At 35.2% G+C, this 23,843-nt stretch carries 18 protein-coding genes; 13 read left to right on the top strand and 5 right to left on the bottom strand.

What is annotated here, in order from left to right:
* Positions 1 to 187: 187 nt before the first annotated feature.
* Complete coding sequence (locus RLT85_RS02005; RefSeq protein ID WP_311400367.1) at positions 188 to 1,552, bottom strand: acyl-CoA dehydrogenase family protein; 1,365 nt, start codon at positions 1,550 to 1,552, stop codon at positions 188 to 190.
* Positions 1,553 to 1,806: 254 nt separating this feature from the next.
* Here RLT85_RS02005 and RLT85_RS02000 point away from each other — a divergent pair, with 254 nt between their 5' ends.
* The 4 genes from RLT85_RS02000 to RLT85_RS01985 all read left to right on the top strand — a co-directional run bounded on the left by RLT85_RS02000 (position 1,807) and on the right by RLT85_RS01985 (position 6,193).
* The gene (locus tag RLT85_RS02000; RefSeq protein ID WP_311400366.1) at positions 1,807 to 2,664 is read left to right on the top strand and encodes a GLPGLI family protein; all 858 of its coding nucleotides are present in this window, start codon (positions 1,807 to 1,809) and stop codon (positions 2,662 to 2,664) included.
* A gap of 58 nt (positions 2,665 to 2,722) precedes the next feature.
* Positions 2,723 to 5,431: a carboxypeptidase regulatory-like domain-containing protein gene (locus RLT85_RS01995; RefSeq protein WP_311400365.1), complete on the top strand. Its 2,709-nt coding sequence runs from the start codon at positions 2,723 to 2,725 to the stop codon at positions 5,429 to 5,431.
* Positions 5,432 to 5,567: 136 nt separating this feature from the next.
* Positions 5,568 to 5,906 carry a type II toxin-antitoxin system RelE/ParE family toxin gene (locus RLT85_RS01990; RefSeq protein WP_311400364.1) on the top strand — a complete coding sequence of 113 codons (339 nt, stop codon included), beginning with the start codon at positions 5,568 to 5,570 and terminating at the stop codon, positions 5,904 to 5,906.
* A gap of 2 nt (positions 5,907 to 5,908) precedes the next feature.
* Positions 5,909 to 6,193: a helix-turn-helix domain-containing protein gene (locus RLT85_RS01985; protein ID WP_311400363.1), complete on the top strand. Its 285-nt coding sequence runs from the start codon at positions 5,909 to 5,911 to the stop codon at positions 6,191 to 6,193.
* 150 nt (positions 6,194 to 6,343) lie between these two features.
* Here RLT85_RS01985 and RLT85_RS01980 read toward each other — a convergent pair whose 3' ends face one another.
* Positions 6,344 to 7,900, bottom strand: a complete 1,557-nt coding sequence (locus RLT85_RS01980) for an NAD(P)/FAD-dependent oxidoreductase (protein ID WP_311400362.1) — start codon at positions 7,898 to 7,900, stop codon at positions 6,344 to 6,346.
* A gap of 759 nt (positions 7,901 to 8,659) precedes the next feature.
* Here RLT85_RS01980 and RLT85_RS01975 point away from each other — a divergent pair.
* A complete protein-coding gene (locus RLT85_RS01975) occupies positions 8,660 to 10,789 on the top strand; it encodes a Tex family protein (protein ID WP_311400361.1) in 2,130 nt (709 codons plus the stop codon).
* Between the two features lie 96 nt (positions 10,790 to 10,885).
* Here RLT85_RS01975 and RLT85_RS01970 read toward each other — a convergent pair whose 3' ends face one another.
* From RLT85_RS01970 to gldA, 3 genes are all read right to left on the bottom strand, one after another.
* On the bottom strand, positions 10,886 to 11,536 hold the full coding sequence (locus RLT85_RS01970) for a MarC family protein (RefSeq protein ID WP_311400360.1): 651 nt from the start codon (positions 11,534 to 11,536) through the stop codon (positions 10,886 to 10,888).
* Positions 11,537 to 11,660: 124 nt separating this feature from the next.
* The gene (metK, locus tag RLT85_RS01965) at positions 11,661 to 12,920 is read right to left on the bottom strand and encodes a methionine adenosyltransferase (RefSeq protein WP_311400359.1); all 1,260 of its coding nucleotides are present in this window, start codon (positions 12,918 to 12,920) and stop codon (positions 11,661 to 11,663) included.
* A 173-nt stretch (positions 12,921 to 13,093) separates the two neighbouring features.
* Positions 13,094 to 13,990 (bottom strand): gliding motility-associated ABC transporter ATP-binding subunit GldA, encoded by an 897-nt coding sequence (gldA, locus tag RLT85_RS01960; RefSeq protein WP_311400358.1) that lies wholly within the window; start codon positions 13,988 to 13,990, stop codon positions 13,094 to 13,096.
* Positions 13,991 to 14,155: 165 nt separating this feature from the next.
* On the opposite strand from gldA, the gene RLT85_RS01955 reads away from it, so the two are divergent.
* The 8 genes from RLT85_RS01955 to RLT85_RS01920 all read left to right on the top strand — a co-directional run bounded on the left by RLT85_RS01955 (position 14,156) and on the right by RLT85_RS01920 (position 23,843).
* Positions 14,156 to 15,238 carry a chorismate mutase gene (locus tag RLT85_RS01955; RefSeq protein WP_311400357.1) on the top strand — a complete coding sequence of 361 codons (1,083 nt, stop codon included), beginning with the start codon at positions 14,156 to 14,158 and terminating at the stop codon, positions 15,236 to 15,238.
* A 62-nt stretch (positions 15,239 to 15,300) separates the two neighbouring features.
* On the top strand, positions 15,301 to 16,659 hold the full coding sequence (locus RLT85_RS01950; RefSeq protein ID WP_311400356.1) for a M48 family metallopeptidase: 1,359 nt from the start codon (positions 15,301 to 15,303) through the stop codon (positions 16,657 to 16,659).
* 2 nt (positions 16,660 to 16,661) lie between these two features.
* Positions 16,662 to 18,158: a DUF6770 family protein gene (locus tag RLT85_RS01945; RefSeq protein WP_311400355.1), complete on the top strand. Its 1,497-nt coding sequence runs from the start codon at positions 16,662 to 16,664 to the stop codon at positions 18,156 to 18,158.
* Between the two features lie 59 nt (positions 18,159 to 18,217).
* A complete protein-coding gene (gene rsgA / locus RLT85_RS01940; RefSeq protein WP_311400354.1) occupies positions 18,218 to 19,168 on the top strand; it encodes a ribosome small subunit-dependent GTPase A in 951 nt (316 codons plus the stop codon).
* A complete protein-coding gene (gene dtd, locus RLT85_RS01935) occupies positions 19,165 to 19,617 on the top strand; it encodes a D-aminoacyl-tRNA deacylase (protein ID WP_311400353.1) in 453 nt (150 codons plus the stop codon). The genes rsgA and dtd overlap by 4 nt, the downstream gene beginning before the upstream one ends.
* 30 nt (positions 19,618 to 19,647) lie before the next feature.
* Positions 19,648 to 21,543 (top strand): DUF3858 domain-containing protein, encoded by a 1,896-nt coding sequence (locus RLT85_RS01930; protein ID WP_311400352.1) that lies wholly within the window; start codon positions 19,648 to 19,650, stop codon positions 21,541 to 21,543.
* A gap of 8 nt (positions 21,544 to 21,551) precedes the next feature.
* Positions 21,552 to 23,513, top strand: a complete 1,962-nt coding sequence (locus RLT85_RS01925; RefSeq protein WP_311400351.1) for a DUF3858 domain-containing protein — start codon at positions 21,552 to 21,554, stop codon at positions 23,511 to 23,513.
* 3 nt (positions 23,514 to 23,516) lie between these two features.
* Complete coding sequence (locus tag RLT85_RS01920) at positions 23,517 to 23,843, top strand: nucleotide pyrophosphohydrolase (protein ID WP_308865518.1); 327 nt, start codon at positions 23,517 to 23,519, stop codon at positions 23,841 to 23,843.

The raw sequence follows: 23,843 nt of genomic DNA, 5'->3' as shown, positions 1-23,843 counted from the left end.
CGTTCGAACGGGGTTGGGGATAGGATGAGTTATACTATTTATCATCTCATCCAATCCCTACCCTGAGCGGAGGACTTGAAAACATCGCTTTTTTAAACTAGAGCCATTAATTTTAATATACCATTTCAATACTATCTTTTATGATCTATCAGCGCATAAAATGGTTTTTTTACTAGAAAATAACGATTTAATTTACAAAAGCACTGTAACCAGTAATGGCTCTACCTACAATTAATGTATTAATTTCTTTAGTACCTTCATAGCTATAAATCGCTTCAGCATCTGCCACAAAACGAGCAACATCGTGTTCGAGTAAAATTCCGTTTCCGCCCAAAACTTCGCGTGCTCTACTTACAATATCACGAGTTCTCATACTGCAATAAACTTTTGCCAAAGATGCGTGTTCATCGGTCAAGATACCTTGATCTTGCATTTCAGAAAGTCGAAATACCATAGTTTGCATCGCAGTGAGGTTAGAAAGCATTTCTACCAAATGGTTTTGCACCAATTGATACGAGGCAATAGGCCTTCCAAACTGTTCTCTTTTTTTAGTGTATTTTAAAGCATTTTCATAAGCACCACGCGCACAACCTACGGCTTGCCATGCTACTCCGGCGCGTGTCATTTTTAAGACTTTGGCTGTATCTCTAAAAGAATCTGCTTTTTGTAAACGATCGCTTTCTGGGATGACACAATCGATTAAGGTAATTAGCGCGTTTTGAACGATCCTAAGCGCCATTTTATCTTCCATTTTTTCGGCTTTAAAGCCAGGATTTTCCTTGCGTACAATAAAACCTTTTACCTTGTGTGATTCTTCATCTCTAGCCCAAATGATAATGACATCCGCAAAAGTGGCGTTTCCTATCCATTTTTTTTGTCCGTTAAGAATCCAATTTTCGCCATCAAATTTGCAAGTAGTTTCCATACCTTGGGAAACGGCAGAACCTACATTGGGTTCGGTTAATCCAAAGGCGCCAATTTTTTCTAGTTTTTGCATTTTAGGAAGCCATTCTTGCTTTTGCTCTTCACTTCCGCAAAGATAAATGGAGCCCATCGCAAGTCCGCTATGTACGCCAAAAAAGGTAGAAATAGAAACATCTACGCGGGCAATTTCTTGTGCAATAATACCTTCCATTAAGAAAGGTAAATTAGGGCAGCCGTAGCCTTCATAAGGAATTCCCGTAATATTGAGTTTGGCGAACTTAGAACTAATTTCCATGGGAAATTCTGCGCGGTTCCAATGGTCATTTACCAAAGGGCGTACTTCATCTTCCATAAAATTACGCACCTGTAATTGGATATCGCGTTGTTCAGGCGTAAGCTTTAAATCTAGATTATAAAAGTCTCCATCGATGGGCGGGAGTTGATGTTGGCCTTTTTTCGCTTTGGTGGTCAACATTTTCATCATGCCTTTAAGCTGCCTCTCATCTAATTCTCCCAAAGCAGACATCGCTTCTTTTAGATCTATTTTTTTGTTGATAGCCACAAGTTGATTTAAATCTACTTCTTTTAAAAGCCCCATAGTGCTTTTTATTTTTCCCAATAAAGACATAGTGTTTTCTTTTTTTATAGTTCTAAAAATAGAGATTATAAAAACAGGAAGATGTTAAAGGTTTAAGAAGAATTTAATTTTTGTAACAAAAAAGCATTTCAAGAGTCCTATATTTATACTAGCTATGCGTTATTGTAGGCTAAAATGTAACGAATATGATCAAAAAGAAAAGTGATCTTCATCAGTTAGCAAATATAAAGTGTAGGATTATTTTAAGAAACTATTAAAAGGTATAAATCTAAAAATCCCTAGTTATGATAAAATGGATTACAAAATTAAGCTGTGTTGTTTTTTTATGGGCAGGAATGCAAGTTCAGGCACAAGAAATAGCAGGAATCGCTACGTATAAAACTAAAACCACGGTAGATTTGAATGCTGTTAGTGGTCAAAAACTGACCGAACAAATGAAGCAACTCATTATGGAGCAAATGAAACCCATGCTCGAAAAAACCTATACGCTTACGTTTACCAAAGATGAATCTCTTTATGAAGAAGAAGAGAGCCTTTCTCCAGAAGGAAGTTTTATGACTATGATGGGCGGTATGTTTTCTCAAGGGGATACGTATATGAATACAGCTAAAGATTTGTTTGCTCAAGAAAATGAATTGATGGGAAAAAAGTTTCTCATTAAAGATACGTTAGGCTCTTTTAAGTGGAAATTAGAGAAGGAAAGCAAAATGATTGGTAAATATGCCGCTTTTAAAGCTACAGCTGTGAAAGCCGATGAAGGCATGTGGAAAAAAGCTACAAAGCGAGCCAAAGAATGGAGAGAGAAAAATGGTGAGAAAATAGATAGCGCAGCGATTAAAAAGCAAGATGAAATATTGGAAGGTATGCAGAATGTTACCGTTTGGTATACACCACAAATACCAGTAAAGCACGGTCCTGATTCTTACCACGGATTACCCGGACTTATACTAGAAGTTAATGTAGGCGCTACTACAATTTTGTGTAGTAAAGTAGTTTTAAATCCTAAGGAAGAAATAAATTTAGAGATGCCTGATAGCGGAGAGGAAGTAACCCGAAAAGAATTTGCTAAGATTACTGAAGAAAAAAGCCAAGAGATGATGGATCGTTATGGCGGTGGAAAAAGTAGAAGAGGAGGATTCTAATGGAGCTCATGTTTTTTCTAATTTTTAGTCTTATAGGCTAGTTACTTTATCCAACTTTATGAAACAAATTATCCTCATATTTCTGTTGCTTTTCAGCGGAAATCTTTTTGCACAATCAGTTAAAATATCGGGAAGCGTTAAAGATAGTCTAGGCAATCCCTTAGAATTGGCTAATATCATTGCCAATACCACTGCCGCCGGAAAACTAGAAAATTATGCCATTACCAATCCTGATGGCGAATATAGTTTTAGGGTTTCCGCTGGAGCGGAATATAAACTGGTTGCGAGCTTTTTGGGCTTAAAACCTTCAGAAGAAACCATCAACATTCCTGAAGATAGCGAAGATATTCAGCTAAATTTCACTTTGTTTTCTAACGAAAGTGAACTGGAAGGCGTTGAGTTGGTGTATGAAATGCCAGTGACCATAAAAGGAGACACGATTGTATATAACGCAGATTCTTTTACTAATGGCACCGAGCGCAAATTAGGAGACGTGCTTAAAAAACTTCCCGGCGTTGAGGTTACCGATGACGGTGAAATTGAAGTGGAAGGGAAAAAAGTGGGTAAAGTGATGGTAGAGGGAAAAGATTTCTTTGACGGAGATTCTAAACTCGCCACCAAAAACATTCCTGCCGATGCCGTTTCTAAAGTGGAAGTTTTGAGAAATCATAATGATGTGGGTCAACTGCGAGGCTTGGGGAATGATCAAGATAATATTGCTGTAAATATTAAATTAAAAGAAGGGAAGAAGAATTTTTGGTTTGGGGAACTAGAAGGCGGTTTGGGTGACGGAGAAAAAACACGGTATCTAGCCGCCGCTAAACTATTTTATTACAGCCCAAAAACAAGTATCAACCTTATAGGAAATACCAACAATACAGGCGATGTTCCTTTTACCTTTAGAGATTATTTTAATTTTACGGGTGGGTTTAGCAATATTAACCGTCGCGGCGGAACCAATTTTAGAATTAATGACAGCGGACTCGCATTTTTAATTACGCAAAACAATAGAGCCAAAAATATGGAGACTACTTTTGGAGCTGCCAATTTTAGTCAGGAGTTGCAAGAAGGCTTGGATGTGAGTGGCTTTGCTATTTTTAGCGACAATAAAACCGATTTTCTTCAAAAGTCTATGCGCACCTATATTCAGGAGGGAATTGAAGAAACTACAGATAATCGCAATGAGCAAAATAACCGCTTAGGAATGCTAAAGTTGAGCACCAAATACAAACCTAATCTTAACTTTCAGTTGGATTATGATGTCTTGGCGAAAAAATCAAAACAAGAAGAATATTCAGAGGTTTTATCGGTCTTTTCAGATGGAGCTGTAGTCAACCCCATAGAAGAGAACAAAGAAAATGATCCGTTTTCCATCAACCAAAATTTAAATATTTACTACACACTTAATGAGAAAAACATTTTTGCGGGTTACGTGCAGCATATATACCAAAAAGAAGATCCGTTTTACAATGCCTTGGTGCAAATTCAGCCCTTTACAGGTATTTTACCCTTAGAAAATGATGCCAATGGTTTTGATGTAAATCAGTTAAAAACCATAGAAAGCAATAAGCTAGATGCCAAAGTAGACTATTATTATGTTATTAATAAGAAAAGCAACCTTAATCTAAGTTTTGGCTCTACCCTGAGCCATCAAAATTTTAATTCTTCCATTTTTCAGCGTTTATCGGGTGGAGGACAGGATGATTTTACGCAAGAAGATTTAGTAAATGATGTGCAATATAACTTTACGGATGTGTTTGTAGGAGCACATTATAAATTCAAGACGGGTTTATTCACGTTTACTCCAGGCGTGACTTTTCATCATTACCGATTGAGAAATCAACAAAACGGTATCGATGATACCAGTTCTAAAACTTTAGTATTGCCCGATTTATTTACGATTGTAGAACTAAAAAAGAGTGCGAACATTCGTTTGGATTATCAAATGACTGCGGAATATACCGATGTAAATAATCTTGCTGAAGGCTATGTATTTAATAATTACAATCGTTTGTTTCGAGGAAATCGAGACTTAGAGAATGCGATTTATCATAACGTAAACTTGGGTTATTTTAATTTTAATATGTTCAACTTCACCAACATTTTTGGAGGCATCAACTACAGTAAAAAAATAGATGCCATTAAAACGTTTACCGCATTTGAACAAATCAATCAAGTTTCTTCGCCTATCAATAGTAATTTTGTGGATGAAAGCCTTAGCGGAAGCGGACGTTTCCAAAAAACCTTCCGTAAAATTAAGGCCAATTTGAGAGCCACAGTTTCCTATAGCAAACTCAATAGTCTTATTTCTAACGGATCAGAATTTGAAAACGCCGAATCAGAAAATTTCAGTCAAAACTACCAAGCCAGTGTGGAGAGTAATTTTAAAATTCCGCTCAACTTTGAAGTCGGTTACAACCGAATGATCAACAATTACAATAATGGCGGCAGAGACAACACGTTTTATACCGACAGGCCTTTTGTAAATGCGCAAGTAGATTTTTTAAAGGGTTTCACTTTTGAAGCCGATTGGAGTTACTACAATTATACCAACAAAGCCAACACCGTAAGCAACGAGTATTCTTTTGTAGGCGCGAGCTTGTATTATCAGAAAAAGGATAGTTCTTGGGAATTTCGCTTAAACGGCACCAACTTATTTGATGTAGAATCTTTAAACAACGATAGTTTTACGGAAAATTTTAATACTACGAGTCAGTATTTTGTACAGCCTAGAATCCTCATGGCGAGTGTGAAGTATAATTTGTGATAATTAATAAATTACTGATTAAATTTTAGAATTACGATACCTCCTTTTCTCAGGAAAAGTTTGGGGATAGGATGGAGTTGAAAATATATTCAATCTAAACGGAATAAAATTGTAACTAATTCGTTACATTTGTGATATGAGAGAAATCGATATTACAGCAGAATGTTTAGAATTTATCGACAAGCAGAATGACAGAGTTTCGCTGAAATTCTTCCAACTTGTAGAAATTATTGGCGAAATTAAAGTTGTCGACTCAAACTTTCTGAAAAAACTGCAATCAACACAATTTTACGAATTGAGGATTAAAGCAGGAAACGAATATCGAATTGTAATTTTTGCTATCGACCATCTGAATTTTGCTGAATGTACAAAAGCTATTTGTTTGTGCGGATTTCAGAAAAAAGGAACTAAAGATTACAGAAAGGCAATTAAACAAGCCGAAAAAATAGTAGAGAATTATTTAAAAGAAACATAATTATGGAAAAGTCAATAAACGCAAAACAACTGATTGCCGAACGTTACGGAAAAGAAGGTTCAAAAGAACGTGAAGAATTTAGAGAAGATGCTTTTTCCTATTATTTTGGAGAAATCATTAAAAATCGAAGAAAGGAATTACATATGACTCAGGAAAATCTTGCCGAAAAGGTTGGAAAGAAAAGACCCTATATTTCTCGAATTGAAAACGGAGAAGATATGCAATTATCAAACTTTGCTTTGATTGCAAATGCTTTAGGATTATCTATTGAGCTAACAGCGGAATAATTTTAATGGGAATTCCGCTTAAACGGCACCAACTTATTTGATGTAGAATCTTTAAACAACGATAGCTTTACGGAAAACTTTAATACTACGAGTCAGTATTTTGTACAGCCTAGAATCCTTATGGCGAGTGTGAAGTATAATTTACAAACTTTAATTAGCATACTTTTCTGCAATCTTATCCACGCAATTAATGCCGTCTATGGCGGCAGAAATAATTCCACCTGCGTAACCAGCGCCTTCTGCGCATGGATATAAACCTTTAATTTCTACGTGTTCTAAGGTATCTGGGTCTCTAGGAATAAGAATAGGAGAGGAGGTTCTACTTTCGGGAGCGTGAAGCACCGCATTATTGGTGTAATAACCTTTCATCTTTTTACCAAAAGCTACGAATGCTTTTTGCAAACGCTTGGCAATCATTTCTGGCAATACTTTATTTAAATCTACGCTTACAATTCCCGGCTGATACGAAGTTTTAGGGAAATCTTTAGAAATTTTTCCTTCCACAAAATCAATCATTCTTTGCGCAGGAACTTGCTGCGTCTTTCCTGCCGCTTCCCAGCAAGCCTTTTCTACTTGCTGCTGAAACTCTAAACACACCAAAGGATTATTTTTTTCGTAATTAGGCAAATCTTCAGGAGCAACACTCACCACAATCCCCGAATTGGCATAAGGATTATTCCGTCTACTGGGGCTCCAACCGTTGGTGACTACTTCTTCTTGCTCGGTCGCACACGGCGCAATAATTCCGCCAGGACACATACAAAAAGAATAAACGCCCAAACCATCCACTTGCTCTACCAAACTATAAGAGGCGGGCGGTAAATAAGGATTTTGGTCGTCGCCGTGATACTGAATCGAATTGATGAGTTGCTGTTGATGCTCTACCCGAACGCCCAATGCAAAGCCTTTAGCTTCCAGTTTAATATTTTTGCGGTGCAACAAATGAAAAATATCTCGGGCAGAATGTCCGGTAGCTAACACCACCTCGCTGTAATCCAACCACTTTTTATCATTAATTTCTATAGATTTAATTTGCTGATTTTCTATCTGAATATCGGTGAGTTTACTGTCAAAATACACTTCTCCGCCATATTCTATAATCGCTTCTCGCATCGCGGAAATGATTTTGGGCAATTTATTAGTACCAATATGAGGATGCGCATCCACAAGAATATCTGCGTCAGCGCCAAAATGCACAAACCATTCCATTGCTTTGAGTACATTTCCACGTTTTTTGGAACGTGTGTATAATTTGCCATCAGAATAAGTTCCGGCACCACCTTCTCCAAAACAATAGTTAGATTCTGGATTTATGATGTGTTCTTTATTGATTTTCGCCAAATCCCGACGCCGAGAACGAACGTCTTTTCCACGCTCAAAAACGATGGGTTTTAAACCAGCTTCAATGGCACGCAAAGCAGCATATAAACCTGCAGGTCCCGCGCCAATGATCGCAATTTCTTTGGCTTCATGTACTTGGTGCGGAATAAATGGCGGAATGTCTTTCTTGGTTTCTCCTACTTTCCAAAATTCCAGCTGAAGGTTGAGCTTCACTTGTTTTTGACGTGCGTCAATCGAGCGCTTTCTAATCTTCCAGTCCAAGAGGTCTGAAGCTTTTAGATTAGCTTTTTTGAGTCCGCGTTTTAAAATAAACTCACGGTCTTCTTGCTGTTCGGGTAAAATGGAAATCTGTATCAGTTGGCTCATCTGCGGCAAAGGTAATTGAATTTTGAAAACTAAAAATTTAAAGTGAAAAACTAAAAGTGAAAAATTCAGTATTCAGTGTTCAGTAATGAGAGGTGAATGAAAAAAACGAATTCGAAGTCGAATTTAAATCTGAAATTAAAAAAAGAACTATCATATAGAACGAATGGAATGAAGTGAAGAATCTGTATCTCGTTTTTCGAAAACATAAAAAAAAAGATCTTACTTCTAAGAAAAAGATTCCTCCTTCGTCGGAATGACAGTATATTCAGTGTTCATTTTTCAGTGTTCAGTAATTAGAGGTGAATGAAAAAAACGAATTTGAAGTGGAATTTAAATCTGAAATTAAAAAAAGAACTGTAATTCAGAACGAATGGAATGAAGTGAAGAATCTGTTTCCCGTTTTTCGAAATCATAAAAAAAGAGATCTTACTCCTAAGAGAAAGATTCCTCCTTCGTCGGAATGACAGTATATTCAGTGTTCAGTATTAAGATTTAAGGTTTGAAAAATTTGAATTCTGAAATTTGAAATAATCAAGCGGCCGTTGAGTGAAATTCGCAGAATTTTGTATCGAAACGAGAGCGAGGTCAGAAAGTTTAAAGTTAGAACTTCAGTATTCAGTATTGGTTATTAATATTTAAAAGTCCAAAAGTCCAAAAGTCCAAAAGTCCAAAAGTCCAAAGGTCCAAAAGTCCAACACTCAAAATTCAAAAAACTCCAATCCTCAACCTCCAATCTCCTATAATTTTTATCTTAGCAGAATGCAAAAAATAGCTTTTATCCAATCCAATACCGGTTTGTCTGAGAAATCGGTTGTGAATACGGTTCAACTTTTAGAAGAAGATGCCACCATACCCTTTATTGCGCGGTACCGCAAAGAGCGCACGGGCAATCTTGATGAGGTTCAGATTGGCGATATTGTGAAATATAAATCCCTATTTGAAACTTTAGAAAAGCGAAAAGAGAGTATTCTAAAAGTGATTGAGGAACAGGGAGAGCTAACTGATGAGCTAAGAAAAAAGATTAATGCCACTACAGATTTAACTCATTTAGAGGATTTGTACTTGCCTTATAAAAAGAAGCGAAAGACCAAAGCCGAAACTGCACGTCAAAACGGATTAGAACCGTTGGCGAAAATGATCATGGCTCAGAATACTTCAGATGTAGAGAAAATTGCTACCAAATATATTTCCGAAGAAATTTCTTCTGTGGAAGAAGCTCTAGATGGCGCGCGTCATATTATTTCTGAATGGATTTCTGAACGTAGCGATATAAGAAATTACATTCGGCAGCAAATTGCGCGTTCTGGAGTTTTAACGAGCAAAGTGGTAAAGAGTAAAAAGGAAGAAGAGAAAGCCCAAAAATTTAAAGATTATTTTGACTGGGAAGAGAATTTAACTCGAATGCCATCCCACCGTTTTTTGGCTATTCAGCGTGCCGAAGCTGAAGGGTTTATCCGAGTAAAAGTAGAAATAGAGGAAAAGCGAGTGCTTCTAAAAATGGAAGATCGCATCTTGAAATCTTCTGGTGATGCTGCCACGCAAATAAGTCTCGCCATAAAGGATGCCTACAAACGGCTTATTTTACCTTCCTTATCGAATGAAGCTTTACAAAATGCTAAAGCCAAAGCCGATGAAGCGGGGATTGAGGTTTTTGCTAAAAACTTAAAACAACTTCTACTGGGTTCTCCCTTGGGGGAAAAGCGAGTGTTGGCGATAGATCCGGGCTTTAGAACGGGTTGTAAAATTGTTTGTCTAGATGAATATGGAACTTTAAAACATAACGAAACGATTTACCCGCATCCGCCGAAAAATGATGCGAAAGGCGCAATAAAAAAGATAAGTACACTGGCCGAAGCCTATAAAATTGAAGCCATTGCGATAGGGAATGGAACGGCTTCGCGAGAAACGGAACAGCTCATTAAGCGGATTCATTTTAAACATGAACTTCAGGTATTTGTGGTGAGTGAGGCGGGTGCTTCTATTTATTCGGCTTCTAAAATTGCTAGGGAAGAGTTTCCCAATTATGATGCGACCGTAAGAGGTTCTATTTCTATTGGACGACGATTGCAAGACCCACTAGCCGAGTTGGTGAAAATAGACCCAAAATCAATCGGGGTAGGGCAATATCAACACGATGTAGACCAGTCTAAATTGAAGCAATCTTTAGATGTGGTGGTTGAAAGTGGTGTGAATGCGGTAGGAGTGAATTTAAACACGGCGAGTAAATCCTTGCTGAGTTATGTTTCAGGAATTGGAGAAAAACTTGCCGAAAATGTTGTGGCCTACAGAGCAGAGCACGGCGCTTTTAAAAAGCGAAGTGAACTTAAAAAAGTACCTAGGTTGGGCGATAAAGCCTTTGTGCAAAGTGCAGGTTTTCTTCGGATAAAAAATGCCAAACATCCTTTAGATGATTCGGCGGTACATCCTGAGCGTTATGCTTTGGTAGAGCAAATGGCCAAAGATCAAGGTAAAACGCTGGGAGATTTAATTGGTAACAAAGAGCTTTTGGATAGCATTGTTTTAGATAAATATACGAGTGAAGAAGTAGGCTTACCTACTTTAAAAGATATCTTGTCTGAATTAGAAAAACCAGGTTTGGACATTCGCGAAAAGGCGAAAGTCTTTACATTTAATCAGAATATTAAAAGCATAGATGATTTACACACGGGACAATTATTACCTGGAATTGTGAATAACATTACCAATTTTGGTTGTTTTGTGGATGTGGGTATTAAAGAAAGCGGACTTATACACGTCTCCAATCTCGCTGATGAGTTTGTGAGTGATGTGAACCAACACGTGCATTTACACGAACAGATTATCGCGGAAGTCTTGGAGGTAGATATTCCGCGAAAGCGTATTCAGCTCAAATTATATAAGAAAAAGTAATTTTTGTGTAAGAAACAAGAACCAAGAGCCAAGACTTAATTTACTATACTATAGAAACGCAAAACTTCCCAAGTTGTGGTGGATCAAAATTAGGAATTACTGTGCAGATTTTAAAATATCTATGATTATAGGCTTCATTCCGCTGAAGAAAAACTCTACCGCAATAACCATTACAATAAGTCCCATTAGACGCATTAATACATTTTTTCCTGTGTTGCCTAGGAGTTTAAGGATTTTTCCAGAACTTAATAAAATAAGGTAAGTAAGTAATAGAACACCAAAAATAGAGCTAATTAGTACCAATTTATGTTGAACTGTATCCGCATCTTCCATCATAACAATGGCATTGGTAATGGCACCAGGTCCAGAAATCATGGGAATAGCCAATGGCGTTATGGAGATATCGTCTACGATTTCTTTTTTCTCTGCTTTTCCTTTTCCGTGTACTTTAATACTAGATAAACGTGCCTGAAGCATATCCATTCCCATCAAGAAGAAAATTACTCCCCCTACCACACGAAAACTATTCACTGAGATTCCGAAAAAATTAAATAACAACTGTCCAGAAAAGGCAAACGCAATGATGGTAATAAATGCAGCGATCGAAGCCTTTCTTGCCGTATAATTACGATGTGGCGTATCCAAATCGGCTGTCATTGTCATAAATATGGGCATAGTTCCAATAGGGTTGATCAGCGTAAAAAACGATGTAAAAGCAAGTAAAGCAAAGCCTAATAAATCGGTCATAAAAGGTTGATTTTAAAAATGCAAATCAACATAAAATTTTAAGATTCTGAAACTAATTTGGTGTAAAATAAAAGAGGTTTTTTCTGATCGAAAAAACCTCTTTTAATCACTGATTATCAGAGCTTTAATTTATATTGAAAGCTTCTTTGATTTTGTCTACATAATCTAGCTTTTCCCAAGTAAATAACTCTACTTCTTTTTTCACTTTACCAGAATAAGGACTTTCGAAAATTTTAGTAATGGTTCGAGGATCTCTTCCCATATGTCCATAAGCCGCAGTTTCGCGATAAATAGGATTTCTAAGCTTTAAACGTTTCTCAATAGCTGCGGGACGCATATCAAAAATTTCTGACACTTTTTTAGCAATTTCACCATTAGATAAATCTAGGTTTGAAGAATTATACGTATCTACCGAAATGGAAGTTGGTTGTGCTACTCCAATTGCGTAAGAAACTTGCACCAAGACTTCATTTGCTACTCCTGCAGCTACTAAATTCTTAGCAATATGCCTTGAAGCATAAGCGGCAGAACGGTCTACTTTACTGGGATCTTTTCCTGAAAAAGCGCCTCCGCCGTGAGCTCCTTTACCGCCATAGGTGTCCACAATAATTTTTCTTCCCGTTAATCCAGCATCACCGTGAGGACCTCCAATCACAAATTTTCCTGTAGGATTAATGTGATAGGTAATGTCTTCATTAAATAATTTTTGCACCTTCTCAGGAAACTGAGCGATAACCCGTGGCATTAAAATGTCTAAAATATCTTTTTTAATTTTCTTTAGCATTTTATCATCATCGGCATCAAAATCATCGTGTTGGGTAGAAAGTACAATTGCTTTTATATGCTGCGGAATATTATCATCACTATATTCTATGGTTACCTGGCTTTTCGCATCGGGTCTTAAATAGGCGATGTCTTTATCTTCACGGCGTATTTTTGCCAGTTCAATCAACATTTTGTGAGAAATGTCTAAGGCCAATGGCATGTAATTTTCGGTTTCGGTGGTAGCATAACCAAACATCATTCCTTGGTCTCCAGCACCTTGCTCTTCTCTATTCTCGCGATCAACCCCTTGATTAATGTCTTGAGATTGCTCGTGAATTAAAGAAATTACTCCACAAGAGTCACCACTAAATTTGTAAATCCCTTTGGTATAACCAATATCGTTAATCACATTTCTAGCAATATCTTGTACATCTATATAGGTGTTGGATCTCACTTCTCCCGCCAATACTACTTGCCCTGTGGTCACTAAAGTTTCACATGCTACTTTAGAATCTTCGTCAAAAGCTAAAAAGTTATCTAATAGGGTGTCACTAATTTGGTCTGCTATTTTATCTGGATGTCCTTCAGAGACACTTTCTGAAGTAAATAAATACGCCATGTTTTATATATGTTTAATAGAGAATGGCTTGAAGATTGGCAACCTAAAGGAGTTTGCACTGCTTTAGCATTTTGAAGGGTTGCAATCAGTCAAATTTTCCCTGAATTTTGACGCAAATTTAAATAAAACAATTTAGAGCTTGGCGCATTTAACAGAAAATAAACAGTGTTGGCTTAATCTGCAGTAAGCTGAATAAAAAGATCCTCTAAGTTGGAGTGTTTTTGATGAAGTTGTAAAATTTTCAAATCATTTTCTTTTGCGAAATCAAAAATTATTGGACGCATATCTTCTTGAGTTGTAAAATGCAACCAATATGTAAAATCTGCTATTTGGGTGATTTTCTCTAAAGAAGGAATATTTTTAAAAGCAATTTCATCTATACGTTTACCAAACTCGACCTCAATAATTTGCTCGTTAGAATTTCTTAAATCTTTTAATTTTTTATCGGCTACAATTTCTCCTTTTTTGATGATAATTACTCGGTCACAAATGGCTTCTACCTCTTGCATAATATGCGTAGAGAGAAAAATAGTTTTTTCTTTTCCAATATTTTTAATCAGCTCTCTAATTTCTATAAGTTGATTGGGATCTAATCCAGTAGTTGGTTCATCTAAAATAAGTACATCTGGATTGTGAAGCAGGGCGTTTGCTAGGCCTACACGTTGACGATATCCTTTAGATAAAGCGCCTATTTTTTTATTTACTTCTGGCGTTAGGCCAGTAATTTTAATCACTTTTTCGATTTCTTTCTTAGGTATATTGTGGATTTTAGCACTAAAATTAAGGTATTCTCGCACAAACATTTCTAAGTAAAGCGGATTGTGTTCTGGCAGGTAGCCTACTTTTTTTTGGATATCAATTTTATGATCTACCACATCTAAACCATCAATTTTTGCAACTCCTTTAGAAGCGGTAATGTATCCCGTTAAGATTTTCATTAGCGTAGATTTGCCTGCGCCGTTTGGTCCTAGAAAGCCAACGATCTCTCCGTTACCAATCTGAAAAGAAACATTTTTTAAAGCTTCTTGGCCTTCATACACTTTCGAAATTTCTTGAACTTCAATTCCCATTACCCTAGTTTTGTTTCAAAAATAATTAAAATCAACTTACAAAAACGATAAAGATTCAGAATAACCTGTCTCATTTAAAATTTTATAAAAACTAACGTATCTTTGTAAAAAAGATTACTGCTGAAGCTTTACGGATTAAATTCAGCGAAAGCGAAAGAAAAAAATATGGAAAACTCACCTCAACTTAGAGGATGGTTAGATCAATTTAATTTGGACCATCCATTAGTTATCGCAGGCCCTTGCAGCGCAGAAACCGAAGAACAAGTACTCAAAACGGCGCATCAATTAAAAGATACAGACACGAGCGTATTGCGCGCAGGAATATGGAAACCCAGAACGCGACCCGGCAATTTTGAGGGCGTTGGAGCATTGGGATTAAAGTGGTTGCAAAAAGCGAAAGAGGAAACGGGATTGATGACCACCACAGAAGTTGCGAATCCTATTCATGTGGATTTAGCCTTAAAACATGATGTGGATATTTTATGGATTGGCGCGCGAACTACGGTTTCTCCGTTTATGATTCAGGAGATTGCAGAAGCTTTAAAAGGAACCGAGAAAACCGTGCTGATTAAAAACCCAGTAAATCCAGATTTGGCTTTATGGTTAGGGGCGGTAGAGCGTTTTTACAAACAAGGAGTGAAGAATTTGGGGGTGATTCATAGAGGATTTTCTACCTACAATAAATCGGTGTATAGAAATATCCCAGAGTGGCAAATTCCTATAGATTTGCAGAATGAATTTCCAGATTTGCCTTTAATCTTAGATCCTTCTCACATTGCTGGGAAAAGAAATTTGATTTTTGAATTGTGTCAAACTGCATTAGATTTAAATTATGACGGAATTATGGTGGAAACCCATTATAATCCAGATAAAGCATGGAGCGACGCTAAGCAGCAAATTACACCCAACACTTTAATAGAGCTTACGGAAAATTTAAGGGTGAGAAATAAGGTTTCTTCTGATGAAGATTTTAACTATCAGCTAAATAAGTTGAGAGCTAAAATTGATAAAATGGATGAACAGCTTATTGATGTTTTGGGAGAGAGAATGCTCATAGCTGATGCTATTGGAAAAGTAAAAAAAGAGCATAATGTGGCTATTTTGCAACCCGAGCGTTGGCAAAAAGTTTTGCGCAGAATGATTCAGTTAGGAAACGAGAACGGTTTTGAAGAAGAGTTTATCTTACAGATTTATAAAGCGATTCATCAAGAATCTATAGCGAGGCAACAAAAGGTGTTAAATGACTAAAAAAGCAGATTAAACTTTTGTTTTAAGAAATTTTAACTATTTTTAGGCAATAATTTTGCCTTATGAATAGATTTTTGCTTGTTGTGTTGTTAATAATGTTGGCTTCTTTTTCTACAAAAGCGCAGCAGTATCGAGTGAATTACCTGCCCAATGATCTAGATGTGCTAGAGGATTATCTAGAGCATATCAATGATACTTTTATAGATAACATAGAGGGAAAGCATTCTTCTAAAGTAAAAAAAGTCTTTAAAAAGAAAGATGAGAAAATTTTTAGAACGGTAAAAGACAGTGCGTATTCTTTTATCCCAGCCATTGATCAAAAAATGGGTGCCATTGCCCAAGAGATTTATCAAAAAAATCCTTCTATAAACCCTGCCAATTATCAGTTTTTTATTAAAAATTCTATTGTTCCCAATGCGGCTTGTTATGGCGATGGGATGTTTGAGGTAAATTTAGGTTTGTTAACTTCCTTAGAATATGATGATGAGCTTGCTTTTATTTTGTGTCATGAGATTGCTCATAAGCTATTAAATCATTCTATGAAGAAGGTGAAGGCTAGAGTAACCACGTTAAATTCTGATGAAACCAAGCAAAGAATTAGAAAACTAAAAAGAACGCGATACGGGCAATCTAGAGCAGCACTTTTGGTGATGAATGAGTTGAGTGTAGACTTTTTAAATCACTCTCAAGAAGCAGAAATGCAAGCCGATTCTTTAGGATTTGTGTTGCTTTCTAAAACGAAATACAATACAAGTAAAAGTATTTCTTCTTTACGGAAGTTACAACGAGAAGAAGATGATTTATTTTTCTCTTACAGAGTACAATTAGATAGCGTTTTTGATCATGAGAGCTATCCGTTTCAAGAATATTGGTTGGAAGAGGAACAAAGTCTTTTTGATGTTTCAGAAAAAATTAACGATTTTACTTCAACTTCTAAAGACATCAAAACCCATCCTGAAACCGAGGAAAGAATTCAAAAAATTAAAAGTGATTTTAAGCTGAACTCTTTAGATAGCATTAGTGGAGATACTACCTATATAAAGAGTTTGGAAGAAATAGCCAATTTCCATAGCATTCAATATACCATCGATTTAAATTTTTTGGACTTGGCTATTTATCAGTTGATTGAAAAATATGACCGAAAAATAATTTCTGAAGAATACTATTACACCAAAATGGCTTCGGTATTGAAGATTTTATACGAAGCTCGAGAAAATCATCATTTGGGAAAATACATTCCGCATAAGAACAACTTGTCCGAAGAAGAGCATTTAAATACCATTCGCCTGTTCTTACACAATTTAGAACTTTCTGAAATTAAAAAAATTGGTTGGGCATTTTGTGAAACCCATCAAGAGAAGCTTGCTCATCATCAAGATTTTATGCAGACTTATCAATTCTTTAAAAACTTAAACCCCTAATTATGAAACAAAAATTACTTTTTACGCTTGCTTGTTTATTTGTAAGCATCAGTTTTTATGCACAACAAAAAAAACTCACTGGGATTGCGGCATTTGATCTCGTGAACTCTGGAGCTTTAATGGATAAAAAAAACAATGTAGATGGGTACTATTTTTTCTTTCAGGCCGATAAATTAAAAAATAAAAAAAGAGAATATGCCATTAGGATGTTGGACAACAGTCTTAATGAAATAGCCACTAAATCTTATATTGGCGATAAAGGTTTATCTGTATTGACCACCAAATTCAATAACCAAGCTTTGATGTATTCTCTTGTAAATGAGAAAGAGAAGTATTTTAAACTCTTGGCTTTTGACAAGCAAGGAAATGTGCAGATAGACCGCAACATTCCGGTAGAAAAAAAAGAAATTAAAGAGCGTTATAGTAGAGACATTCTTATGCCAATTGATGACAAAGGCTTTTTGTTTAATTTTAGAAAAAATAATAAGAGAAGTGGCTATACCTTAGAGTATCAAGCTACAGATGGTAATAAAAGCTGGTCTTACAGTACGCCAAAAGACGTAAAAATGAATTTTGAAGCTACGCCTATGGCTGCCAATAAAAATTATATAGCAGTAATGGAATATGCATACAAAAGTAATTTTTCTAAAGACAGTGATGTTCACTTATTATTGTTTGACATCCATACTGGGAAACTTCAATTTAAAAAAGAATTTACCAAAGAAGAAGATCCTCGTTTTTTAAGCAATGTGTATTTAGATGATGAAAATAATGTGGTGGTTTTAGGAGAATATTTTGAAGCAAAAGATAATTTTGTTAGAGATGAAAGTCTTGGGATCTATACGCAAGTATATAATGTGAATGGCGAGTTGATTAGCAATTCTAAAAATGACTGGGAGAAAGATATTAAACCTATTATGCCTTCAGAAATAGGAACTAATGATAAAAATAGAGGACACATCTTCTTTAATGATTTTGTGAAAACCAAAACGGGAGAGTATTTTGCTATTGGAGAACGTTTTAGAAAAATAGCAAATGCTTGGGGAATTATTGGAGGAACTTCCTATACGCAATTGGTCATTACAGATGCGATTATGATTCACTTTAATAGTGATTTTAGCATTAAGGACATTCAGGCTTTTGAAAAAGGTAAGTCTAGAGTAGATAGTATGATTGATTTTGGGAGTCCGCAGTATAACGCTCATTTTATGAGTTACAAAGGTGCTTTTGATTATAAATACACTCAGTTTGATGAAAGAAGAAATAAGTTTTATTCTATTTTCTATGATTTTGAACGTATTAAAGGAGAGCAAAATAAATATGCTTATAAAGCGATTATCTATAATGACGGAGAAATCACTGAAGATAAAATCTACATGAAGAATGACTATGACACCCAAACCTATGTGATGCCTGGCAAAATAGGACATGTATTATTGTTAGAATATGATAGGAAACAAAAAAGTGTACTAGCGAGATTAGCAAAGTTGAACTTATAAAACTTAAGATTTTATCAAAAACTTTATGTTATATAAGAAGTTAGTTTCATTTTTGTAAGATGAAAGGAACCGTATACAAATCAACTGGGAGTTGGTATTTAGTAAAAACTGAAGATGGCAAGGCTTACAATTGTAGGATCAAGGGGAAGTTTCGTATTCAAGGAATTAAAAGTACCAATCCCGTTTCTGTAGGCGATATAGTACATTTTGATATTGATGATAAAGCCGATGAAGTGACGGGAGTCATTAAAGAGATAGAAGAACGTGATAATTACATTATTCGTAAATCGGTTAATTTATCTAAGCAAACGCATATCATCGCTGCTAATATAGATGTTGCTTTTTTAATAGTTACTTTAAATAACCCGCCAACCTTCACCACATTTATAGATCGGTTTTTAGTGACAGCAGAAGCTTATGGCATCAAAGCCGTGTTACTTTTTAATAAAATTGATTCTTATACAGAAGAAGAAAAAGATGAAATTCGTTACCTGGCAGCCATGTATCGTGAAATAGGTTATACTTGCTTAGGAATTTCCGCGAAGACGGGAAAAAATATAGATCAGTTAAAAGAAATGATGCTTGGGAAAACCTGTCTATTTTCTGGACATAGCGGCGTAGGAAAAACCACTCTCATCAATAAAATAGAACCGACTTTAGATTTAAAAACAGCTCAAATTTCTAGTCAGCATATGCAAGGTCAGCATACCACCACTTTTGCCGAAATGTTTGATTTAACCATGGGAGCTAAGATTATTGACACTCCAGGTATTAAAGGTTTTGGCGTGGTAGAAATTGAAAAAGATGAATTGGGAGACTACTTTCCAGAATTTTTTGCTTTAAAGCAGTTTTGTAAATTTAACAACTGCATGCATATAGAAGAACCTAAATGCGCCATTAAGGAAGCACTAGAGCAAGAAGAACTTTTTTGGTCTCGCTATAAATCTTACCTTCAAATTTTAGAAGGAGAAGATGAACATTATAGAACCGATATATATCCTAAAAAATGAGAGTAATCCTACAACGCGTAAGTGAAGCTTCCGTAGAAATAGAGAAAAAGAGAGTGAGTAAAATCAATCATGGTTTGTTGATTTTAATGGGGATTGAAGAGGCAGATACTCAAGAAGACATCGCTTGGCTTTGTAGAAAGATTAGTAATATGAGAGTTTTTTATGATGGAAATAAAGCTATGAATCTTTCGGTAAAAGATGTGGATGGAGAAGTTCTAGTGGTAAGTCAGTTTACTTTGCACGCGAGTGTTAAAAAAGGAAACCGACCTAGTTTTATCAAAGCAGCTAAACCAGAAGTTGCCATTCCGTTGTATGAAGATTTTATAAAAGAAATGGAAATTCAGTTAGGAAAACCTATAAAAAAAGGTGAGTTTGGAGCCGATATGCAAGTGCAACTCGTCAATGATGGTCCTGTAACCATTAGTATAGATTCAAAAATTAAAGAATAAATTTCATATTCGGTTTCAAGCTTTTAGCCTATGAGAATTTTTACGTTGACAATTTTATTCTTTTTAAATTTTTATGAGTCTTTTTCACAAGTTCAATCTATAGAAATTCATGAAGAAAACACTACTCAATTAAGTGCTATTGTAGAGAAGGAATCTCTGAGTATTCAATTTGATAAAAGTGAAATACAAACAGATTATCGTCTTGTTATCAAAGTATTAGATTCTAAAGGTGAAGATGCTGTGAATACTTATGTTCATTATAATAAGGATATTAAAATAAAGAATATAGAGGCTTTAATCTATGATGCACAGGGTGAGCTTATTAAAAAAGTAAAAAAAAGAGATTTTAATGATATATCTGCCGTAAGCGGAGGGACATTATATTCAGATAGTAGGGTGAAGTATTTAAATTATTCTTCGAACTCATATCCTTACACGATAGATTTTTCTTACCAAACAGAAAATACCAATACCGCTTTCTTGCCGCGTTTTACTTTTATGAAAAACTATAATACGAAGGTGAATTATGCAGAGCTTTATGTGGGATATGAAGAAGGTGAGCGTCCAGTAAATTATAAAATTAAGAATGATGGAGAGAGTGCGGTGAAGTTTAAGCAATATCCAGATGGGATTTTGTTTAACGTCAAAGATTTAGCGCCTATAAAGCATGAAGTGATGTCTCCTTCGATAACCAACATTAGTCCTGTTGTTTTGTTAGCTCCTAAAGAGTTTAAATGGTATGATTATGAAGGCAAAGCAAATAATTGGAGTGAATTAGGAACTTGGATGCATGATAAGATTCTTTCTGAAAAAAATAATTTAAACTCAGCTACTATAAATAAAATCAAATCAATTACAGAAGCTGCAGAAAGTCCCTTAGAAAAAGCAAAATTGGTATATGAATATGTTCAGAATAATACTAGATATATTAGTGTGCAAGTTGGGATTGGAGGAATACAACCTATTGATGCCGCAGAAGTAGACCGAATGAAATATGGAGATTGCAAAGGGCTCACGAACTACACCAAAGCTTTGTTAGACGTGGTAGGCGTACCTTCTTATTATTCTCACGTGGAGTCTGGAAGGAATAAAGTAGACTTCGAGGATGATTTTAGTTCCATCAATCAAGGAGATCATGTGATTTTAAATATACCTATTGATGAGAAAGATTATTGGGTAGATTGTACGAGCAATACCGCTCCTTTTGGCTTTTTAGGCAGTTTTACAGATGATCGTAAGGTTTTGGTGATGACTCCAAATGGGGGAGAATTAAAAAGAACAAAGAGTTATTTAAACGAAGAGAATTTAACGCAATCTACATCGATCCTTACCTTAAATGAGGACAATTCTTTTAATTTAAGCAATGAAATAATATCTAAGGGAATACACTACGAAAAAAGATTAGCCAACGCATTTATGCCTGCTTATGAATTGGAAAAGAAAGATAAGAAACGATGGAATTTAATTTCTGATTATGAAGTGGTAAGTCATAAAGTGACCAACCATAAAGACTCTCTTTTTCTTTATGAAGAAGTAAAACTAAAAGGAAATAAATTTGGAAAGAAGCTAGGGAAAAGAATTATTTTTTCTCCTAATATTAATAACAGAGCCTCTTATGTGCCTCCAAGAGTAAGGCAAAGAGAGAATCCGTTTCAAATCTTAAGGGGTTACGCATTGATTGATACAGTAAGGATTAAAATTCCTACTGCATATACGATTGAAGCATTCTCAGAATGTCAAAATTTTAAATCTCCTTTTGGAACTTATCATTTAGAGATTACACGAGATGAGGACTTTGTTATATTTCATCGAAAAATATTAATTAAGGAAGGGCTATATTCAAAAGATAATTATCTAGAATATAGAGATTTTCGAAAAAGAATAGCTTTAGCAGAAAACTCTAAAATATCTATTATAAAATTATAAATTACCAAATGACATCAATTAAACTAAGCGTACTTAATCTCACTTTAATATTTTTTTTTAGCTTACAATTCGCGCAAGCTCAAAAATTTAATTTTACTGAAATAACCAAGAATGATCTTGAGAAAACAGAAAGTACTATAGACTCAACTGCAGGAGTAGAAATCTTAGAGTTTCATAAAGATGTATATTTTGATGTAAGAGCCCACTCTGTAAACCTAATTACAAAAGTTTACAAAAAGGTAAAATTTTACAACACTAGAGACACGGATTTAAATTATGCCACCACAAATATGAATCTTTACCAAGAGGGGGGATTAAGAGAAAAAGTGTATAATATAGAAGGCATTACGTACAATCTCATAGGTGATGAAATTATTAAATCTGAATTAGAAAAGAGTCAAATCTTCGAAACAGAAAAAAATAAATATTACGATCAAGTAGTTTTTACACAACCTCAAATAAATAAAGGAAGTATTACTGAAATTTCATATAAAATAGTATCTCCTATATTTTGGGAGATAGATGAGTTTGAGTTTCAGTTTGATGTTCCTGCAAAGAAAGTTACTGCCGAAATTAGAACCCCTACCTATTTTGTCTTTAATCAAATCCCAAAGGGAAGTATTCAGCCTAATTATGAATATAAGAAAAAAAAAGACTTTAGAATAAACGGAAAGGTAGATGTTTATAAGTATTCTGCAGAAGACGTTCCTCCACTTAAGGATGAGAAATATGTAGGAAATATCAATAACTACAAATCTGGTATTTTGTTCGAGTTGGTGTCTATGAAGTATAGAGATGGAAGTCAGAAGAAATATGCAAAATCTTGGAATGATGTTGCCGCAACAATTTCTTTTTCAGATGATTATAAATCAGATATTAACCGAGTAAGACACTTTAAGGATGATATTGATGCGATAAAATCTGCCACGACAGATTCTTTACAACGAATGAAAATGATTTTCAAATTTGTGAAAGAGAACATTGCTTGGAATAATTACTCTGGTAAGTATTTTGATAAAGGGATGAAAGATGCGCTATTAGAAAAAGAAGGGAATGTAGCAGATATCAATCTTACTTTAACAAGTATGCTTCGTTACGCCGGCTTTGAAGCTAATCCCGTTGTTATAAGTACAAGAGGAAACTTGAAACCTTTTTACCCTACCGTAGATAGGCTTAATTATGTAATTGCTCACGTTCTGTTAGATGATACAGGTTACGTTTTAGACGCTACAGATAAATTTAGTCAACCTAATGTGATGCCCATTAGAACCTACAATTGGAACGGAGTTTTTATGGATAATGACAATAAAAAATGGGGGTTAATAAATATACAACAGCCTCCTATAGCGAATAAAATACAATTCATAAATGTAGAGTTAGATGAAAATGGGGAAGCAAGAGGCAAGGTGAAAGAAACCTTAGATAATCATTATGCTTACTTATTAAGAAAGGAGTATTCTAGCACTTCTCAAGAAAAATACATTCAGGAAAAAGAATCAGAGCAAAGAAATATGCTCATAGAAAACTTTAAGATTGAAAACTTAGAATCTGATGAAGAACTTTCTGAGAGCTATAATTTTACAGTAGAAAATAGCTTTGATGCGGTAGGAAATAAAATTTTCTTAAACCCGTTATTGTTTCTAAGCTCTAAGAAAAACCCATTTAAATCTAAAGAAAGAATCTATCCTGTAGATTTCATTTACCCTTTTAACGATCAGCTTGTAGTGAATATTAAGATTCCAGAAGGATATAAAGTAGAAAGTGTGCCAGAGCCTATTCGCATAGCTTTTGCGGCAAGCACTGGGAGTTATGAATATTCTTTGGCGGGTTCTGGACAATACCTAAGACTCAATGTCAATTTTAAAATGCAGGACAGTGAGATTGATGCAGATCAATATAATTTTTTACGAGAATTTTATAAGCAAATGACAGCAAAAGAGCAAGAACAAATAGTGCTAACAAAAATATAACTAATGAACATTCAAGACGCACAAAAAGCGGTAGATGCCTGGATACAAGAACACGGCGTACGTTATTTTAACGAACTTACCAATATGGCACAACTTACCGAAGAGGTGGGAGAAGTGGCTCGAATTATCGCTAGACGTTATGGAGAGCAAAGTGAAAAGGAAAGCGATAAAGAAAAAGATTTAGGCGAAGAATTAGCCGATGTTGTCTTTGTGGTATTATGTTTGGCTAACCAAACAGGAATCGACTTGCAAGCAGCATTCGACAAGAAATTAGATATAAAAACAAAGCGTGATCACGATCGTCATCACCAAAATAAAAAATTACAATAA

The sequence above is a fragment of the Mesonia ostreae genome (assembly GCF_031845265.1).
Taxonomy (GTDB): domain Bacteria; phylum Bacteroidota; class Bacteroidia; order Flavobacteriales; family Flavobacteriaceae; genus Mesonia; species Mesonia ostreae.
This window is presented reverse-complemented; position numbering and strand designations above follow the sequence as displayed.

Coding starts and splice junctions, on each gene's coding strand:
- metK (WP_311400359.1), bottom strand. CDS start 12,920: ATGGCGTATTTATTTACTTCAGAAAGTGTCTCTGAAGGACATCCAGAT.
- RLT85_RS01975 (WP_311400361.1), top strand. CDS start 8,660: ATGCAAAAAATAGCTTTTATCCAATCCAATACCGGTTTGTCTGAGAAA.
- RLT85_RS01980 (WP_311400362.1), bottom strand. CDS start 7,900: ATGAGCCAACTGATACAGATTTCCATTTTACCCGAACAGCAAGAAGAC.
- rsgA (WP_311400354.1), top strand. CDS start 18,218: ATGAAAGGAACCGTATACAAATCAACTGGGAGTTGGTATTTAGTAAAA.
- RLT85_RS01925 (WP_311400351.1), top strand. CDS start 21,552: ATGACATCAATTAAACTAAGCGTACTTAATCTCACTTTAATATTTTTT.
- dtd (WP_311400353.1), top strand. CDS start 19,165: ATGAGAGTAATCCTACAACGCGTAAGTGAAGCTTCCGTAGAAATAGAG.
- RLT85_RS01930 (WP_311400352.1), top strand. CDS start 19,648: ATGAGAATTTTTACGTTGACAATTTTATTCTTTTTAAATTTTTATGAG.
- RLT85_RS01995 (WP_311400365.1), top strand. CDS start 2,723: ATGAAACAAATTATCCTCATATTTCTGTTGCTTTTCAGCGGAAATCTT.
- gldA (WP_311400358.1), bottom strand. CDS start 13,990: ATGGGAATTGAAGTTCAAGAAATTTCGAAAGTGTATGAAGGCCAAGAA.
- RLT85_RS02000 (WP_311400366.1), top strand. CDS start 1,807: ATGATAAAATGGATTACAAAATTAAGCTGTGTTGTTTTTTTATGGGCA.
- RLT85_RS01970 (WP_311400360.1), bottom strand. CDS start 11,536: ATGACCGATTTATTAGGCTTTGCTTTACTTGCTTTTACATCGTTTTTT.
- RLT85_RS01955 (WP_311400357.1), top strand. CDS start 14,156: ATGGAAAACTCACCTCAACTTAGAGGATGGTTAGATCAATTTAATTTG.
- RLT85_RS01950 (WP_311400356.1), top strand. CDS start 15,301: ATGAATAGATTTTTGCTTGTTGTGTTGTTAATAATGTTGGCTTCTTTT.
- RLT85_RS01945 (WP_311400355.1), top strand. CDS start 16,662: ATGAAACAAAAATTACTTTTTACGCTTGCTTGTTTATTTGTAAGCATC.
- RLT85_RS02005 (WP_311400367.1), bottom strand. CDS start 1,552: ATGTCTTTATTGGGAAAAATAAAAAGCACTATGGGGCTTTTAAAAGAA.
- RLT85_RS01920 (WP_308865518.1), top strand. CDS start 23,517: ATGAACATTCAAGACGCACAAAAAGCGGTAGATGCCTGGATACAAGAA.
- RLT85_RS01985 (WP_311400363.1), top strand. CDS start 5,909: ATGGAAAAGTCAATAAACGCAAAACAACTGATTGCCGAACGTTACGGA.
- RLT85_RS01990 (WP_311400364.1), top strand. CDS start 5,568: ATGAGAGAAATCGATATTACAGCAGAATGTTTAGAATTTATCGACAAG.